Origin of the sequence: Ferranicluibacter rubi, assembly GCF_011603255.1 — a bacterium.
Classification (GTDB): Bacteria; Pseudomonadota; Alphaproteobacteria; order Rhizobiales; family Rhizobiaceae; genus Ferranicluibacter; species Ferranicluibacter rubi.
This window is the reverse complement of the sequence record NZ_JAANCM010000004.1, coordinates 63,238-75,694: the sequence shown is the minus strand read 5'-3', so window position 1 is coordinate 75,694 and position 12,457 is coordinate 63,238. Positions and strand designations below refer to the sequence as shown.

The 12,457-nt window shown below is 59.7% G+C and carries 27 protein-coding genes; 4 read left to right on the top strand and 23 right to left on the bottom strand.

The features are described 5' to 3' along the window. Positions 1-11: 11 nt before the first annotated feature. The 7 genes from G8E10_RS09545 to G8E10_RS09515 all read right to left on the bottom strand — a co-directional run bounded on the left by G8E10_RS09545 (position 12) and on the right by G8E10_RS09515 (position 3,887). The gene (locus tag G8E10_RS09545) at positions 12-533 is read right to left on the bottom strand and encodes a hypothetical protein (protein WP_281517491.1); all 522 of its coding nucleotides are present in this window, start codon (positions 531-533) and stop codon (positions 12-14) included. 16 nt (positions 534-549) lie between these two features. Next, positions 550-2,145 (bottom strand): hypothetical protein, encoded by a 1,596-nt coding sequence (locus G8E10_RS09540; RefSeq protein ID WP_167128297.1) that lies wholly within the window; start codon positions 2,143-2,145, stop codon positions 550-552. Then, positions 2,138-2,389 (bottom strand): hypothetical protein, encoded by a 252-nt coding sequence (locus G8E10_RS09535; RefSeq protein WP_167128295.1) that lies wholly within the window; start codon positions 2,387-2,389, stop codon positions 2,138-2,140. Before G8E10_RS09535 ends, G8E10_RS09540 begins: the two co-directional genes overlap by 8 nt. Beyond that, entirely contained in the window at positions 2,389-2,640 is a 252-nt protein-coding gene (locus G8E10_RS09530) for a hypothetical protein (protein ID WP_167128293.1), read from the bottom strand. The genes G8E10_RS09535 and G8E10_RS09530 overlap by 1 nt, the downstream gene beginning before the upstream one ends. Continuing rightward, the gene (locus G8E10_RS09525; protein WP_167128291.1) at positions 2,637-2,915 is read right to left on the bottom strand and encodes a hypothetical protein; all 279 of its coding nucleotides are present in this window, start codon (positions 2,913-2,915) and stop codon (positions 2,637-2,639) included. The genes G8E10_RS09530 and G8E10_RS09525 overlap by 4 nt, the downstream gene beginning before the upstream one ends. Positions 2,916-2,969: 54 nt before the next feature. Next, positions 2,970-3,191 carry a hypothetical protein gene (locus tag G8E10_RS09520; RefSeq protein WP_167128289.1) on the bottom strand — a complete coding sequence of 74 codons (222 nt, stop codon included), beginning with the start codon at positions 3,189-3,191 and terminating at the stop codon, positions 2,970-2,972. 165 nt (positions 3,192-3,356) lie between these two features. Beyond that, on the bottom strand, positions 3,357-3,887 hold the full coding sequence (locus G8E10_RS09515; protein ID WP_167128287.1) for a hypothetical protein: 531 nt from the start codon (positions 3,885-3,887) through the stop codon (positions 3,357-3,359). A gap of 286 nt (positions 3,888-4,173) precedes the next feature. Between G8E10_RS09515 and G8E10_RS09510 the strand changes: the two genes are divergently transcribed. Genes G8E10_RS09510 through G8E10_RS09500 form a run of 3 tightly spaced genes read left to right on the top strand, consistent with a single transcriptional unit; the run spans position 4,174 to position 4,969 of the window. Continuing rightward, complete coding sequence (locus G8E10_RS09510; RefSeq protein WP_167128285.1) at positions 4,174-4,491, top strand: helix-turn-helix domain-containing protein; 318 nt, start codon at positions 4,174-4,176, stop codon at positions 4,489-4,491. After that, on the top strand, positions 4,488-4,679 hold the full coding sequence (locus G8E10_RS09505) for a hypothetical protein (RefSeq protein WP_167128283.1): 192 nt from the start codon (positions 4,488-4,490) through the stop codon (positions 4,677-4,679). The genes G8E10_RS09510 and G8E10_RS09505 overlap by 4 nt, the downstream gene beginning before the upstream one ends. Further along, positions 4,676-4,969, top strand: coding sequence for a hypothetical protein (locus tag G8E10_RS09500; RefSeq protein WP_167128281.1), 294 nt, complete (start codon positions 4,676-4,678; stop codon positions 4,967-4,969). Before G8E10_RS09505 ends, G8E10_RS09500 begins: the two co-directional genes overlap by 4 nt. 15 nt (positions 4,970-4,984) lie before the next feature. On the opposite strand, the gene G8E10_RS09495 is transcribed toward G8E10_RS09500, so the two are convergent. The 15 genes from G8E10_RS09495 to G8E10_RS09430 all read right to left on the bottom strand — a co-directional run bounded on the left by G8E10_RS09495 (position 4,985) and on the right by G8E10_RS09430 (position 11,168). After that, the gene (locus G8E10_RS09495; protein WP_167128278.1) at positions 4,985-5,191 is read right to left on the bottom strand and encodes a hypothetical protein; all 207 of its coding nucleotides are present in this window, start codon (positions 5,189-5,191) and stop codon (positions 4,985-4,987) included. After that, positions 5,191-5,454: a hypothetical protein gene (locus G8E10_RS09490; protein ID WP_167128275.1), complete on the bottom strand. Its 264-nt coding sequence runs from the start codon at positions 5,452-5,454 to the stop codon at positions 5,191-5,193. The genes G8E10_RS09495 and G8E10_RS09490 overlap by 1 nt, the downstream gene beginning before the upstream one ends. Then, positions 5,451-6,131, bottom strand: a complete 681-nt coding sequence (locus G8E10_RS25895; protein WP_281517490.1) for a helix-turn-helix domain-containing protein — start codon at positions 6,129-6,131, stop codon at positions 5,451-5,453. The genes G8E10_RS09490 and G8E10_RS25895 overlap by 4 nt, the downstream gene beginning before the upstream one ends. A 46-nt stretch (positions 6,132-6,177) precedes the next feature. Further along, positions 6,178-6,705, bottom strand: a complete 528-nt coding sequence (locus G8E10_RS09480) for a hypothetical protein (protein WP_167128272.1) — start codon at positions 6,703-6,705, stop codon at positions 6,178-6,180. After that, positions 6,647-7,585: a hypothetical protein gene (locus tag G8E10_RS09475; protein WP_167128269.1), complete on the bottom strand. Its 939-nt coding sequence runs from the start codon at positions 7,583-7,585 to the stop codon at positions 6,647-6,649. Before G8E10_RS09475 ends, G8E10_RS09480 begins: the two co-directional genes overlap by 59 nt. A 1-nt stretch (position 7,586) precedes the next feature. After that, positions 7,587-7,937, bottom strand: coding sequence for a hypothetical protein (locus G8E10_RS09470; protein ID WP_167128265.1), 351 nt, complete (start codon positions 7,935-7,937; stop codon positions 7,587-7,589). Beyond that, on the bottom strand, positions 7,930-8,238 hold the full coding sequence (locus G8E10_RS09465) for a hypothetical protein (protein WP_167128262.1): 309 nt from the start codon (positions 8,236-8,238) through the stop codon (positions 7,930-7,932). Before G8E10_RS09465 ends, G8E10_RS09470 begins: the two co-directional genes overlap by 8 nt. Continuing rightward, on the bottom strand, positions 8,235-8,756 hold the full coding sequence (locus G8E10_RS09460) for a hypothetical protein (protein WP_167128258.1): 522 nt from the start codon (positions 8,754-8,756) through the stop codon (positions 8,235-8,237). The genes G8E10_RS09465 and G8E10_RS09460 overlap by 4 nt, the downstream gene beginning before the upstream one ends. Next, complete coding sequence (locus G8E10_RS09455; RefSeq protein ID WP_167128255.1) at positions 8,756-9,025, bottom strand: hypothetical protein; 270 nt, start codon at positions 9,023-9,025, stop codon at positions 8,756-8,758. Before G8E10_RS09455 ends, G8E10_RS09460 begins: the two co-directional genes overlap by 1 nt. Continuing rightward, the gene (locus tag G8E10_RS09450; RefSeq protein WP_167128252.1) at positions 9,022-9,546 is read right to left on the bottom strand and encodes a GcrA family cell cycle regulator; all 525 of its coding nucleotides are present in this window, start codon (positions 9,544-9,546) and stop codon (positions 9,022-9,024) included. Before G8E10_RS09450 ends, G8E10_RS09455 begins: the two co-directional genes overlap by 4 nt. Continuing rightward, the gene (locus G8E10_RS09445) at positions 9,543-9,923 is read right to left on the bottom strand and encodes a PDDEXK family nuclease (RefSeq protein ID WP_281517489.1); all 381 of its coding nucleotides are present in this window, start codon (positions 9,921-9,923) and stop codon (positions 9,543-9,545) included. The genes G8E10_RS09450 and G8E10_RS09445 overlap by 4 nt, the downstream gene beginning before the upstream one ends. Positions 9,924-9,925: 2 nt before the next feature. Continuing rightward, the gene (locus G8E10_RS09440; protein ID WP_167128249.1) at positions 9,926-10,351 is read right to left on the bottom strand and encodes a hypothetical protein; all 426 of its coding nucleotides are present in this window, start codon (positions 10,349-10,351) and stop codon (positions 9,926-9,928) included. Positions 10,352-10,537: 186 nt separating this feature from the next. After that, positions 10,538-10,675, bottom strand: coding sequence for a hypothetical protein (locus G8E10_RS09435; protein ID WP_167128246.1), 138 nt, complete (start codon positions 10,673-10,675; stop codon positions 10,538-10,540). Further along, the gene (locus G8E10_RS25890) at positions 10,672-10,794 is read right to left on the bottom strand and encodes a hypothetical protein (protein WP_281517488.1); all 123 of its coding nucleotides are present in this window, start codon (positions 10,792-10,794) and stop codon (positions 10,672-10,674) included. Before G8E10_RS25890 ends, G8E10_RS09435 begins: the two co-directional genes overlap by 4 nt. Further along, on the bottom strand, positions 10,791-11,168 hold the full coding sequence (locus G8E10_RS09430; protein WP_281517487.1) for a hypothetical protein: 378 nt from the start codon (positions 11,166-11,168) through the stop codon (positions 10,791-10,793). The genes G8E10_RS25890 and G8E10_RS09430 overlap by 4 nt, the downstream gene beginning before the upstream one ends. 266 nt (positions 11,169-11,434) lie before the next feature. Here G8E10_RS09430 and G8E10_RS09425 point away from each other — a divergent pair, with 266 nt between their 5' ends. Next, a complete protein-coding gene (locus G8E10_RS09425) occupies positions 11,435-12,037 on the top strand; it encodes a helix-turn-helix domain-containing protein (RefSeq protein ID WP_281517486.1) in 603 nt (200 codons plus the stop codon). On the opposite strand, the gene G8E10_RS09420 is transcribed toward G8E10_RS09425, so the two are convergent. After that, on the bottom strand, positions 12,038-12,361 hold the full coding sequence (locus tag G8E10_RS09420) for a hypothetical protein (protein WP_167128243.1): 324 nt from the start codon (positions 12,359-12,361) through the stop codon (positions 12,038-12,040). Between the last annotated feature and the right edge of the window lie 96 nt (positions 12,362-12,457).

The following is a 12,457-nucleotide window of genomic DNA, read 5'->3' as shown; positions in this document are numbered from 1 at the left end:
GCAGCGACTGGTCAGTCTCCGTCGTCAGCCGGTCCCGCATCGTGTTGATTTTCTCCTGAGCTGCGGCTGCCTTCTGGCGCGCGAGCTCCGGATCTTCCTTTGGCTGCTGCTGTTTCATGACCACCGCTTTCGCCGATAATTTCGCCACCGTTGGCGAGACATTGACGAAAAAGGGCGTCCGGCCGCAAAGCACAGGACTTGAGACCCAGGATGTGGGCCGCCGCCGGCACGCACCACAGGCCGACCGACATATTCAGGTTCAATTCCTGCCCGATCGGCCTTGCCATGCGCAAAACCGTGTTCCCAGCGCTGAAATGCGCGAGCACCGGGTCGGCCTCATGGTTTCCGACGATCAGGACCCGCGATCGGTCCATCTGGAAGTCGAAAAGCACCCATGCCTGAGCTCTTTCCACGAATCCCATGACCGAGACGTGCTTGAACCGACCGCAGGCCAATGCGCGCACCCACCAATGCGGCGAATCCGGGTGGAACGCGACGAACCAGTCGGTCGGCTCGCAGTCCGTCAGCTTCAAACCGTCTCCGAAACCGTCAAAACCCACCGCGGCGCCTCGATTTCTTCTGAACCTTGATGTCAACTGCCGATTTCCGGCCGGCGTGCGTGCCGCCAGCGACCGCGCGGCCCTCGCCAGCGCCGAGCACCATGTATTGCGTCGCGTCGGCGATGTCGGAATAGCGGTCTTTCTCGGGCGTTTCCTTATGCCGAGACGTGCCCTTGATGCGCGCGAAGTGATAGCCGCCGGCCATCGCCACTTTCAGCGTCCGGCAGTTCACGCCGCACACCAGAAGCCGCGGCATGCCGTTCACCATCGTGATCATGGCATATTCGACAGCCTCAATACGGGTCTGGATGTGGTTGTTCTTCACCGGCGCCGGCCGCACCGGCATGCCGAACGAGCGGAAGACGTCATAGGCCGTGGTCTCGTCCGACTGCGTGCCGTCCTCACCCTTCGGATCGCCGAAGAACTCGACCTGAAAGCCTTGGAAATCGGCATGCCGCGATGTCGGCTGCCAGTCGCCGAGCCGCCGATCAAGCAACTGCTTCACCAGAGGCGCGAAGATTGACGCGCCGACGCCGCGCGCCGTGACCTCGGCGAAGATCCGCCACCGATTGTTGACGAGCTGCCCGACCACGCAAGCCGGATTCCGACCAAAGTCGAGCCCGACATAGACCGGCCAGCCCGGAATGGGCTCAAGCGCCGTTTTCGACACATGGCTGTCGGCGTTGAACTGGTTCCAGACCGGCTTGCCGTCGACGAACACCGTGATCTTGTTCAGCACGCGGCTGTCGATCCACTGCTTCGTCTTGCCCTTGATCTTTTCCGCGTAATAGCCGGGCTTGAGCCACTTCGTGTTCTCAGCCAGCGGGTTCATCCGGTAGCCCGTCAGCGTGCCGGCCGCGTCCTTGATCTCGAGCATGGCCGGCGGCTGCACATGATAGCCCCAATTGTCCGGACGCTTGTAGGCAAGCCGCTCCTCTTCCGTCCAGTCGTCCGGCAGCGGGACCTCGCCCATCATCAGCGGGATGAAATGATCCTCGCGCGGCGCGTTCATGTCGGCGATCACGCCGTCCCAGGTCGCCCCACCGTCCTTGACCGCCGGATATCGCCCTGTTCGGCTTTCCGCCTCGTCGACGATCGCCTTGTCGATGAATTCGAGCTCGTTGAACCAGATGCCGGTGAACTCGAACGACCGCAGCTTGCGCACATCGTCCTCGGTATCGAGAGCCAGGAAGATGATTTCCATCTCCACGTCGCCGAGCCGGATCATGTGACGATAGGGCCGGTCCCAGTAAAACCGCCCGTACATCTCCTCCGGGAACCAGTCGAGCCACGACTTCACCGTCGTGTTCTTCAGGTCCGGGAACGTATTGCGGCAGACCGCCCAGCGCGTCTTTCGCAGCCCATCGTCGTTCGGCCGCTGCTCGCACGAGATCAGCCACATCTTCATGATGCAGGCCGTCGACGTGCCCGAGCCGATCGAGCCGCGGACGATGCTCACATGCTTGCGGCACTCGATGAAATCACACAGCACGTTGCCGTCAGGCGCGTAGATCTTGCGACCATCTGGGGCGAGCTCGATCTTCGGGAGAACTGTCGGCCGCTCCGGCTCGATGATCTCAAGCATTGGGGTCGCCGTCCATGATCAAATGCAGACGGTGAAGCAGCCTCGACACACCCGAGAGCCGACGATGCGCATCATCCGTGTGCGTGAACCCCGTGATCACGGCTCCATCAACCAGCGCGGCCGCAAACGACAGATCCACGACTTCCCCGGCCTCAGCTTGCGCAAGCAATTCCTGCAAGCGCTCAACCACTTCAGTTTTCCGCCCCTGAGCCGGGTCGAACTGAACAACCTTCAGGTCAGCCATCACGCCACCTCGTACGTCGCCGCGAAGATATCCCCCTTCACAGGGTAGATCTCGCCCTCAGCACCCCGAACAATCCAGTCGCCCGGGCCTGCCGTGAGGTCGCCGTTCAGCGTCTTCACCACAGCCGACCCGGCGTCGAACCGGATCACGCCATAATCCACCGCCTCGACCGCCCAGGCCGGCCCATCGATCTCCGACCCGGAAAACTGGAACGCCTCGACGACGACGGGGAGCTTTCGGAACATGGTCATGCCGGGTCCTCGACAGCATCATAGGTCGCGGCGAAGATGTCGGGTTTGCAGGGGTAGATCTCCCCCTTCACACCCTGAATGACATAATCGCCGATGCTGGCAGTCATCACGCCTTCAAGCGTCCGGATCTGCATTGTCACATTCGGCGGCTCCGAAAAGAAGACATCGCCACGGCTGATCGCATCGCAGATCCATTCCGGGTCTTCCGTCTGATCTGGCCCGCCGGTCCAAAGAAACGCTTCAATCACGACCGGCTTTTTCCGAAACTTGCTCATCGCTGCAATCTCCTGGTGGGTGAAAAAAATCTCAGTCCTGATCCCCTGTCGAGGTCAGGGCAGTGGCTGAAGCTGCATCGTGATCTTGCCGCCCTCGTTCGCAACGAGCTTTAGAACCAGAAGTGATCCAACCTCCGGAATGACCTTCCCATCGAAAAATTCGTGCGTCAGCGATGCTCCGTCCAGCGTGTGAGCCTCGATCTGCATGAAGCTGATCGTGCTGGGCTCCGTGATTTGCACCGGCATAAACTCAATGGCGTTCTCTGGTTTCGTCATCGCGGCTTTTCCTTTTGCTGGGTGGTGAAAAAAAATCAGGTCCGAACTCTCTGGGTGCAGGACTTGTGTCTGAGGGTGGAACTGGAAGACTCGAGCCCAATTTTGCCCCCACCCCCCTCTGACGGGCGTCCGAAGGAGAACGAAGGGGGTACGGGGTGGCGTTCCTCAATCATCCTCGGGAACGTCCTGCATATGTGGTAACGCCTTACCCTCACCCTTCGCCAGATGCTCTATCTGTGCGCCGCCTGATCGGTCCAGCTTGACCATGTAACCGGGTGTCACGTTGGTGGTGGTGTTGACCTGGACGTTGATCTGCGTGGCCCCGACTGCATGGCTTGGGCGGTCCATACCATCGAGATATTTCGCGCTTTCGAACTGAATGCGTTCGGTCTTGGCGTCGAGCAGATCGACCATGCGGTGGAGCGCACGAGGGCGAGCGCTGGTTCGCAACACCTCCATACACTCATTGAGGTAGGCAAGGACGTTCGGTTTGATGAGTGCTTCACGGGCCGCTTTGTCAGTGAGATCAGCGGCTTCGGCTGCTTCCTTGCGAGAGTTACCCTCAAAGACCATGGCATGGACGAGGGCCTTCTGCTTCTCGGTCAGAAGAGGCTCTTTGTTCTCCTTCCGGAGAGCTGCTGCTGCTTTCTGTGCGGGGAGCTTGTAGGCGGCTGAGGTCTTGAGAGGCATAGCCATCGCTGCTTGTCTCGGTGCCCTTGCTGATCCATCGGAATGCGCTGACCTGTAAGGGAAGAAGGATGCGCGCGCGAAGCTTGGTACAGGTGGGCGGAAATGGACGCAAAGCACAGGTTTATTGTGTTGTGATATCAGTAAGTTGGCTGATCGGGGATTTCGCGTCTGAAATGGAGGGCGCCAAAATGATGCGATTATCGTATGTTTCAGTGCTTACTCACCATACTATATTCACATTGAAACTGGCTTAGAATGATGCGATTATCGTATGGCCTATTTTGAGGATATCATGCCTGAACAGCCACCTCGTGACGCACCGGAGCATATCAGGGCTCGATACTGGCGAGAGCATATCGCCAAGATGTCACGGCCAGAGCTGGCAGAGGCCATAGGCTATTCCGTGTCGTCGATCGGTGACATGGAAGCCGGCATGAACAGGATCACGAAGAAGCCTGTCGATGCGGTGACGATGAAGCGCTACCGGCTGCTGTGCATGACGGTCGGTCTGATGGCTGAGTTCGATTGGGACGAGATGTCGATGATGATCACAGAACCGATCGAGCTGCGCATGTGGGGCAGGCTGAGAGTGAAGGAGAGACGTAAATGACGGGAATAGTGCTGCCAAAGGTCAAGATCGAAGAGCTGACCGAGGATGGAAAGACCTTCTATCGTGCGCGGGTGCAGGTGAAGGGTTCGCCCCGCTTCCACATAGCTGATGCCAAGAATGCCAGCGAAGCACTGTTGCTGGTGGCCGCGAGATGGCACGCCTATAACGGGGTTCACCCGCTGACATGACAGATGCCTACCAACCGAAATACGCATGGAAGCGCACCCAGATAGACGAGAACGATCCGCCTACCGATCTGGACTGGCAGGGGTTCGACGGTGATGGGTATGTGGGCAGGATCCGGAAAGAGACGAACGGGCCGACCAAGGGCAAATGGCAGTGGGCCGGCGGATACCCGCGGACACATGGTGGCCGGCCGCCGACACCGAACACGGGCTGGGTTGATACGGCGCGTCAGGCCACGCAGAAATGCGAGGAATATTGGGATCTGGCGCACAAGGTGATGACGCGGCTGTGAGCGATTTCCAAGCGGTCAGCCGGCACCCCTCAAACCCTTATGCGGTTGAGGCTGATTTCCTTGCTCTGGCCGGCCGGGGGTATCCGTCTTCCAGTGCATGATGATGCCGCGATGTGGCATGACCGACGTGAAGCCCGGCACGATGTCGAAGCGCTCGCAATAGCGCTTGGCGAACCAGACCACGATGAAATACGGCAGAACCTTCGTCCATGTGGCCAGCATCACTTGCCAGCCTCTGTCACGATCCAATGGCGCTTAGCTTCGGGTGGCAGCCGGTCATATTCCTCAGCATATTGACCATATGGAATGGAGCAGTTCACAATCATGGGCATGAGCAGAGCGAGCTCATATGCCGTGATATCCTTCTGAGGCTCATAGATGAATGATCGCGTCTCAGCCATGATCTTATAGATCACGCTGCCCGGCGTGGGATAGAACAACCCTTCATCTGTGACGGCGTCAACCTTGATCCCTTCGTTGCTCATGCCATTGCTCCTCCTGCCGTGTGCAGAACGCTGGAAATCTCCTCGAACGTATTGACCGTCTTCGAGGCGAGGATTTCGCGGATTGAAACTGCGACATCTGCCTGCTGCTCATCGGTGCCTGTCTCGATCAAGAGGCGCACGGCCGCGCTCAGATCACCGTTTGGCTTGGTGGGCTTCACAGGCGCTGCCGCATCAGCCCCGCGGCGCGGGCGGCGCGGCATGTCGAGCAGTACGAGGCCGAGACGTAGCCCCCCGAACCACAATGGCATGATCTCCGGCCCCATTCCGCGGCTGTTCTCGCGCGGCCAGCATTCCAGCTTGGTGACGTAACCTTCCTGCATGCCGGCACGGTGTTCCAACTCTGCATTGCTCATGCCGAGATCTGCCCGACGAGCCTTGAGCGCCTTCACGAGGCCGGCATAGTCGGTAATGATCGAGGAGACCGCTTTGAGGCCATGAACTTCGTCGATCTCGTCGGGGTCGAGGCCGGCGTTTGTGGCGTCGAAGCGGTGCAGGTCGGTCGCCTTGAAGAACCGTCGCCCATTGATGCGCATGGGCTGGGGGAAGCCCACCTTCTCGTCTACCAGCCAGCGTTCGAGCGTGCGCCGGCTGATGCCGTAACGGTCGCAGACCTCGGCCATATCGAGATGATAATCGAGATTGTTCAGTTTGCTCATCGTCTTGCCCTATGCCAAATGCTGCCAATGCGTGTCAGTTGATGCCTTACCAATCGAGGTCTGCGGCGACCGGGTCAGGAACCTCTTGAGCCGGCAAAGGACGAGATGCCGAGCCCTGTGGACCGTAGGCCGCACCGAGGATGGCGCAGTAGATGCCGCCGGTTGGCAGCTCACCCTTGCGAGCGAGAAAGCCGGGGTGCGAGGTGACGGTGAACAGCAGGGCCCGGTCCTCGTCGACCATGCGCTGCGTGGCTTGGGCGATGCGATCCATGAGCAGCATGGGCTTGACCGAGATGGGGCGCTGGTCCTCGAGCTCCATGCGTCCGATCGCGAGCTCGATCTGCTTTTTCACAAATGCCATCTCGTCGCGGATGATCGAGCTGAGCTCAGGAGCTGTCGGGCAGAACTTCTTACTTATGCTGTCGATTTCGCCGCGGATGATCTTCGTGATGGCGGTGGTCAACGCATAGTGCGATGCACCAGCAATCGCGATCAGGTAGCCCTCGATCTTCTCCTCAGGGCTGCCGGTCTTCAGTTCGAGCGAGCGGAAGAGCTTGTTGAGCTCGGTTGCCATCTCGACGCTCGTAGCTGGTCTCAATCGTGCATCCGTCATTTTCTCGCTGCTCCATTTCCTGCAAAATCTTCGAGGTGTAATCGGCCATGCTCACGCGGCCCTGGGCGTCCCGAGCCAGGCCGTCAGGCGGCGGACGGGCCTGCGGGCGGTTGTCGTATTTGTTCTCGATGAGCTTGATCATGCTGGACGGCTGCAGCAGAAAATCGAAATCGGCTTTCCACCCCGAACCGATCTTGCCGAGGCAGAAGTCCGAGCGGCCTATGGCTTCGATCGCCTTGAGAACGCCATTGAGACCGTGCTCCTCGATCCTGGCCTTGATGGCGGATCGGCGCTTGTCGTTGACCGTGGCAATCTTCGGAAGTCCGGATGCTGCAGCCATCTCCGAATATGCATCGACAACGATCTGGATCTGCTCGCGCGCGACTACCACCTCCACTTCGTTAGAAGTGGTATTTGTTGGTTTGTTATCTTCTTTAGGTTTGTCTCGCGGCTGTCTCGGTGTCGTCTCGGAGGAACCTCGCTTGCTGTCTCGCTTGCCTTCTTCACGAGACTGATATCTGTCGTAATTACAGATGGTTATGATGGTTGCGCCTGTCTCGGTAGCTGTCTCGATCATTGTCTCGGTTTTCAGGCGGCCGAGAAACCGCTCTACCTTCGATTTGTGCCATCCCCAGGCCTCTGCAATGAAGCGGACTGAGTGCGCCAACTGCCCGCGATCCAGGCCGATTTTCTTCGATCCAACATACTTCTCCCGCGGCTTCCACTCTGCCTCACAGAGGAGCCACAGCCATGCTTCACGGCGCGAGAACTCATGCTTCTCGTCAAAGAGGCCATGGTCGAAGATGCCACGATCTACGGCAATGAATCCGCGCTCGCTCACGTCACACCTCAGCCAACTGGCGGCTCTTGTGCGCCTTGAACTTCTGCTTCTTCTTCGGACGCATGCCGATCGCGAGCACCGTGATGATCTTGCGCCCGTCGATGACGTAGACGGCGTTCTCGGTCACGAGCGTGGTCTTCTGGGAGCGCTTGGTGTTGAGCGCGTTGATGACCGGCTGTGTGAGCATGGAGAGGCGCACGGCATCAGCCGGCAGGCCAGCGCGCTCGCAGCAGAGCGCAAGCTTCTGGCACTCGCGCATCGGCGGCTGGTCGGCGAGCCATTGCTGCACCGGCTCGTGAAGGACACGTTCGAGATAGCGGAGAACGGCATGGGCGGTGACGCGCTCAAGCATCGGCCTTCTCCTTGCCGGCGGGCGTCAGCATGTCGGTGAAGATCGAGATGTCGGTCTTGCGGGTGATGAGCGGCGCGAAATGCCTGGAGTCCCATCCATGGGGAAACTCCTCAAAGTGGAGGAAAACCACCTCATTATTTATGAGCCCACCCCGGATCTCTCGGATGGTCAGCACCTCGTTTATCATTGGAACGCGTGATGGGGTTGGGACGACCTTGCGTGCAATTTCGATAACCCCATTCTCGGGCCAATCGCTGTTGATGCACACGACCCTCTGGCCGACGACGAAATTACACTTCATGCCGCCACCTCCCGCCCGACGAAGCGCGGGCCGCCGACGTGCTGGCTGTGGAAGCGCAACCACACGCAGTCATCCTTGCCGGACATCTTCGTGTCGGGAATCCAGCGCAGGCGGCCCACAGCGACGATGTGCGAGCACTGGTCGATGAAGGGCGCGGATTGCTTGGTATATGCCCAGCCGGCATCAAGGAGGATCCACGTCGGCGCGATATGCATGAAGCGCTCGATCATCAGGTGCAGGACGTCGCGGCGCCAGGGCGGGTTGGTGATAATGGCGTCGAACCCGGCGTCTTGCTCGAAGGGGTGAGAGAGAGCATCGAGGCCGGACGTGATATCGCCCTCATAGGTGCAGACGAGACCGGCGGCCTGAAGCTGGCCAACGAGATAGCCCTCACCGGCGCATGGCTCAGCGAAGGTCTTGACGCCGCGCAGGTGCGGGATCAGCTTCTGCCCGGCGCGCGGATCGATCGTCTGGTAGGCGTCGCGATCGAGGCGGGGAAAGTCGGAGCGCTTGCCCATCAGTTGATCCCCTTTTCGCTGTATGCAGCCTTGAGCACCTCGGCATTGAGCGCCTCGATCTCACGCAAAATCAGCGCAGGGCTCATTCCAGATTGGAAATGCCATGCGACGGGCTCTGCACAAATATCGAGAGGAGCGCTTGAAAGTGCCTGTCGGATTTCTCTCGGAAAACTGTCGAACGCCGCCATGTCGTCGTGGATATCTGTCTCGTCCTGCGCGTAAGGAAGGCCGTGTATCTGGTCACCAACGTTGCCGATGTCTGCCATCATGCAGCCCTCCGCAGCTCACGCGCCGCCAGACGCTCGGACACCGTGCCAGAGCCCTTTGCTGCCAGCCGGTGATATTCGCAGTAGGACGAGCCCTGAGAGACGGCGTGGCAGCAGAAGCGTGTTTCGGCGCGCTCACCGTTGACCGGCCAGCGGCAGTCGTCCTTGTTGAGGTCGACGAGCGTTTTCAGCAGGGGAACAGGCTTGAGAACCGACCCCATCATCTCCGGCAGCTCGAGGCGGGGAGCAGCGGTCGAAGCAATACGGGGCGCGGGCCTGACCACGACCTTCGCGATGGACGCAGCCATGGCGACCTTGGGCACCTCGGCAACCTTGACCTGCGGCGTATTCGCCTGGATCTCTTTCGCCACACCGACGCGGTTGTGCAGCTTGAGGCGATGAACCTTGCCGATAACCGCATTGCGTGTGAGGCCGCCGAGCCGTGTCGCGATCTCAGACGCGCTCAAGCCTTCGGACCACATGAAGCGAAGGCTGTCGATGCGTTCTTCTGTCCATTCACTCATTCGAAAACCTCGATTTTCCAGCCGCCGCCGTCCTTCTTGCGAAGCGGCATGGCAGCGATGAAACGGAAGGGGTAGAGATCGGCCGCGACCTTGATCTTCACGCGTGCGTCGTCCTGCCAGAAGCCTTTGACCTCGTGCATTTCGAGCTGCCCGGAAGAGAGCATCACGGCAAAATCGGGGGTGTAAAACGTGTTGTCGGCAAGGCGCAGCTTCACGCCCTCGAACCGATACCAGAGGACATCACCGGCATGCCGCATGTCTTCGAGCATCAGCTCGTACGCTGCCTCGGTCTTGTTACGCTCGCCTGTCTTGAGACGGCCAAGAGCAAGGCGACCAGAGGCCGCCTTGCTGCCGTGCTGGGTGCGACCAGCCATCATGATTAAGCCGCCTCGTCTTCGATCGGCAGCTCAGGCTCGTCCTTGTCGGCCGATGCCTGGGCACGCTCGCCGAGATAGTCGGATGCAGAGACGAAGATGAGCAGAGCGTTCCGGCCACGGTTGTCGGCAAGCTGCTCGATGTTCGGCGTCGTGACGTTCGCCACGACTTCCATCTTGATCGTGTCCTTGACGGTGAACTTGCTCACCTCGACGGCGATCACGTCGTGACCAGATGCCGCGATGGTCTGCACAGCCTGACGCACGATGTGCTCGCACGCGCTCTGGATGGCGTAGATCTTGTCTTCCTGCGCCCGCTCCGACAGCTTCGACCAAGGCGTCTCCATGCTGCGGATGTGGGTCAGCATGACGTCGCGCAGGTCGCCCGACAGTGTTTCCGAGGCGACATCCTCGATTGTTTCTTTGTCCATATTCATCGCTCCTGAAGCGCTTCGAGGGGTTGGGAACAGCCGGACGCACGAAGCGCGTTGCGCCGGGCACTTCTTCGATTTCCTGTTGGCAATCGAGATCGGTAAGGAGAGGGACGTATCCGCAGTCCCAGCAGTGAAGGCCGGCGCCGATAGGCCGCTCGCACTCCGGGCAGACCCGGATCGGGATCAGATCCATGGAAACCGCCCGCTGAGATGATCCTTGCGGGCCTCGCGCACGGCGATGGTCATGAGGGCAACCGTCATGCCGACGATGCCGACAGCCAGCGAGGCCATGGCGGCGATAAGGAGCCAGTAAGGGATCATCGGCGCGCCCTCCGATTGCGGTGAACGATCAGCGCTATGGCCCAATCCTTCACCTGCACGGACGCGAGATACAGCCCGGTCGAAACACGCAACAGGCAGTCGGCAACGAACGATGTCATGGCTTCATTCCTCCCTTGATCTCTTCAAGCTGAAGCCGAAGCACCTCCTGCTTCTGTTCCAGATCGGCGATGTGCACGCCGCGCTGAAAGTCCTTCCACCAGCGCGTGCCAGAGCCCTGCATGAGCTGCTGAAGGAGCAGGAACCCGGCGTCAGAGCGCAGCAGGTTCACGAGGGCATCCGCGCCCGGCTCGGTACGGCCTTCGAGCCACAGCTCGGCAGCGCGCTTCGAGATCTCGGCACGGCTTGAAAGGTTGATGGCGGTTTTCGAGGGCCAGAGGCTGCGGGCCATGTCGCACACGGCGTCAACACACCGAATCTTGGTGCGGTGCTTGCTGAATCCAGACGACGCGAAAAAGGAGGATTGTGCAGACATCAGACGGCCTCGGCAGCAACGGCAAAATCGTTCGCAGTGACCCGGCCGCGAGTTGCGGCCCTGATCTTTTCAAACTGGTGGGCACGGGGAAAACGGTCCCCGTACCGCCACTTCCGGACGCACGAAACGCTCACCGCGCATTCACGGGCGAAGGTCTCTTCGTCTTGGGTGTCGGGTCGGTTGAGATAATCGTGTAGCTTCATGATGCTGCAGAGTATCCCCACTATGGGTACATTTGTCAATTGCAAGTGTACACAGAAAGGGGAATGACACGCGCGCGCAGAATCGGCGATGTACCCAGTATGGCCAACAATTTGAGATCGCTTCGGAAACTCAAAAATCTGAAGCTGCAAGACGCCGCGGATTTGATGGGCGTTTCCCGAAGTCAGTATGTGAAGCTTGAGCGCGGCGAGCGCCGGCTGACATCCGATTATATCGCCCAGGCAGCAAAAGCTTTCGGCGTCGATGAGGCGTCGGTAATCGCTGATCAACGAACTTCAAGGATAGTGGGAAGGGTCGGCGCCGGCTCAGAGGCCCATTTCTACGTCGACGGAGACGAGGAGTTCGAAGAAGTGCCAACCCCGCCGGGAGGGACAGAACACACGGTCGGCCTAGAAATACGAGGCGACTCCATCGGGCCATTCTTCAATCAGTGGCTGGTGTTCTACGACGACGTGCGCAATCCGGTGACGGCCGACCTGATCGGGCATCTGTGTATCGTCGAGACGATCGAGGGCAAGGTTCTCGTGAAGAAGCTCATGAAAGGCTCAGAGCAGGGGCTCTTCCATCTGTTGTCGCAGACGGAAAGCCCGATGGAGGATCAAGACCTCGTTTGGGCTGCCAAGGTCACAGCGCTCACGCCGCGCTGATCATTTCGGGCATATAGCGGCGTCCAGCTCGCCGATCCGACATCTCGTTGCCTGCAACTCGCCATACTTCTGCATGGCATCCATCAGCAGGCCACGATCGTGAGCGCCTTCGTAAGCCTCCCCGATCTTCGATGCACAGAAGCGAACCGCTAAAGACCCCGTGGCCGAGGCGCTTTCGTTCGTGCGAACCGCGATCTTCGCTGCATATTCGGTAATGCATGCCTTCACCTCTCCGATCTTGTTCGAGAGGGCTGCCGCCCGAAGTGCCTCCTGCACCTCCGCATCTGAAACCATCATCGCCGCCAGGAACATGATCACCTGCATGCCGAACCTCCATTCGCCTGCAAGATCATAGCGTTGCGCCATTACCCAAACTGTACACATTTTGGGGTTGACGATCGTACACGTAATGGGTACATT

Coding starts and splice junctions, on each gene's coding strand:
- G8E10_RS09535 (WP_167128295.1), bottom strand. CDS start 2,389: ATGGCTGACCTGAAGGTTGTTCAGTTCGACCCGGCTCAGGGGCGGAAA.
- G8E10_RS25895 (WP_281517490.1), bottom strand. CDS start 6,131: ATGAGCAAACTGAACAATCTCGATTATCATCTCGATATGGCCGAGGTC.
- G8E10_RS09455 (WP_167128255.1), bottom strand. CDS start 9,025: ATGATGGCAGACATCGGCAACGTTGGTGACCAGATACACGGCCTTCCT.
- G8E10_RS09445 (WP_281517489.1), bottom strand. CDS start 9,923: ATGATGGCTGGTCGCACCCAGCACGGCAGCAAGGCGGCCTCTGGTCGC.
- G8E10_RS09430 (WP_281517487.1), bottom strand. CDS start 11,168: ATGTCTGCACAATCCTCCTTTTTCGCGTCGTCTGGATTCAGCAAGCAC.
- G8E10_RS09420 (WP_167128243.1), bottom strand. CDS start 12,361: ATGCAGGTGATCATGTTCCTGGCGGCGATGATGGTTTCAGATGCGGAG.
- G8E10_RS09480 (WP_167128272.1), bottom strand. CDS start 6,705: ATGGCAACCGAGCTCAACAAGCTCTTCCGCTCGCTCGAACTGAAGACC.
- G8E10_RS09505 (WP_167128283.1), top strand. CDS start 4,488: ATGACGGGAATAGTGCTGCCAAAGGTCAAGATCGAAGAGCTGACCGAG.
- G8E10_RS09530 (WP_167128293.1), bottom strand. CDS start 2,640: ATGACCATGTTCCGAAAGCTCCCCGTCGTCGTCGAGGCGTTCCAGTTT.
- G8E10_RS25890 (WP_281517488.1), bottom strand. CDS start 10,794: ATGACATCGTTCGTTGCCGACTGCCTGTTGCGTGTTTCGACCGGGCTG.
- G8E10_RS09495 (WP_167128278.1), bottom strand. CDS start 5,191: ATGCTGGCCACATGGACGAAGGTTCTGCCGTATTTCATCGTGGTCTGG.
- G8E10_RS09465 (WP_167128262.1), bottom strand. CDS start 8,238: ATGAAGTGTAATTTCGTCGTCGGCCAGAGGGTCGTGTGCATCAACAGC.
- G8E10_RS09460 (WP_167128258.1), bottom strand. CDS start 8,756: ATGGGCAAGCGCTCCGACTTTCCCCGCCTCGATCGCGACGCCTACCAG.
- G8E10_RS09500 (WP_167128281.1), top strand. CDS start 4,676: ATGACAGATGCCTACCAACCGAAATACGCATGGAAGCGCACCCAGATA.
- G8E10_RS09435 (WP_167128246.1), bottom strand. CDS start 10,675: ATGATCCCTTACTGGCTCCTTATCGCCGCCATGGCCTCGCTGGCTGTC.
- G8E10_RS09425 (WP_281517486.1), top strand. CDS start 11,435: ATGACACGCGCGCGCAGAATCGGCGATGTACCCAGTATGGCCAACAAT.
- G8E10_RS09440 (WP_167128249.1), bottom strand. CDS start 10,351: ATGGACAAAGAAACAATCGAGGATGTCGCCTCGGAAACACTGTCGGGC.
- G8E10_RS09490 (WP_167128275.1), bottom strand. CDS start 5,454: ATGAGCAACGAAGGGATCAAGGTTGACGCCGTCACAGATGAAGGGTTG.
- G8E10_RS09470 (WP_167128265.1), bottom strand. CDS start 7,937: ATGCTTGAGCGCGTCACCGCCCATGCCGTTCTCCGCTATCTCGAACGT.
- G8E10_RS09510 (WP_167128285.1), top strand. CDS start 4,174: ATGCCTGAACAGCCACCTCGTGACGCACCGGAGCATATCAGGGCTCGA.
- G8E10_RS09540 (WP_167128297.1), bottom strand. CDS start 2,145: ATGCTTGAGATCATCGAGCCGGAGCGGCCGACAGTTCTCCCGAAGATC.
- G8E10_RS09520 (WP_167128289.1), bottom strand. CDS start 3,191: ATGACGAAACCAGAGAACGCCATTGAGTTTATGCCGGTGCAAATCACG.
- G8E10_RS09515 (WP_167128287.1), bottom strand. CDS start 3,887: ATGGCTATGCCTCTCAAGACCTCAGCCGCCTACAAGCTCCCCGCACAG.
- G8E10_RS09450 (WP_167128252.1), bottom strand. CDS start 9,546: ATGAGTGAATGGACAGAAGAACGCATCGACAGCCTTCGCTTCATGTGG.
- G8E10_RS09525 (WP_167128291.1), bottom strand. CDS start 2,915: ATGAGCAAGTTTCGGAAAAAGCCGGTCGTGATTGAAGCGTTTCTTTGG.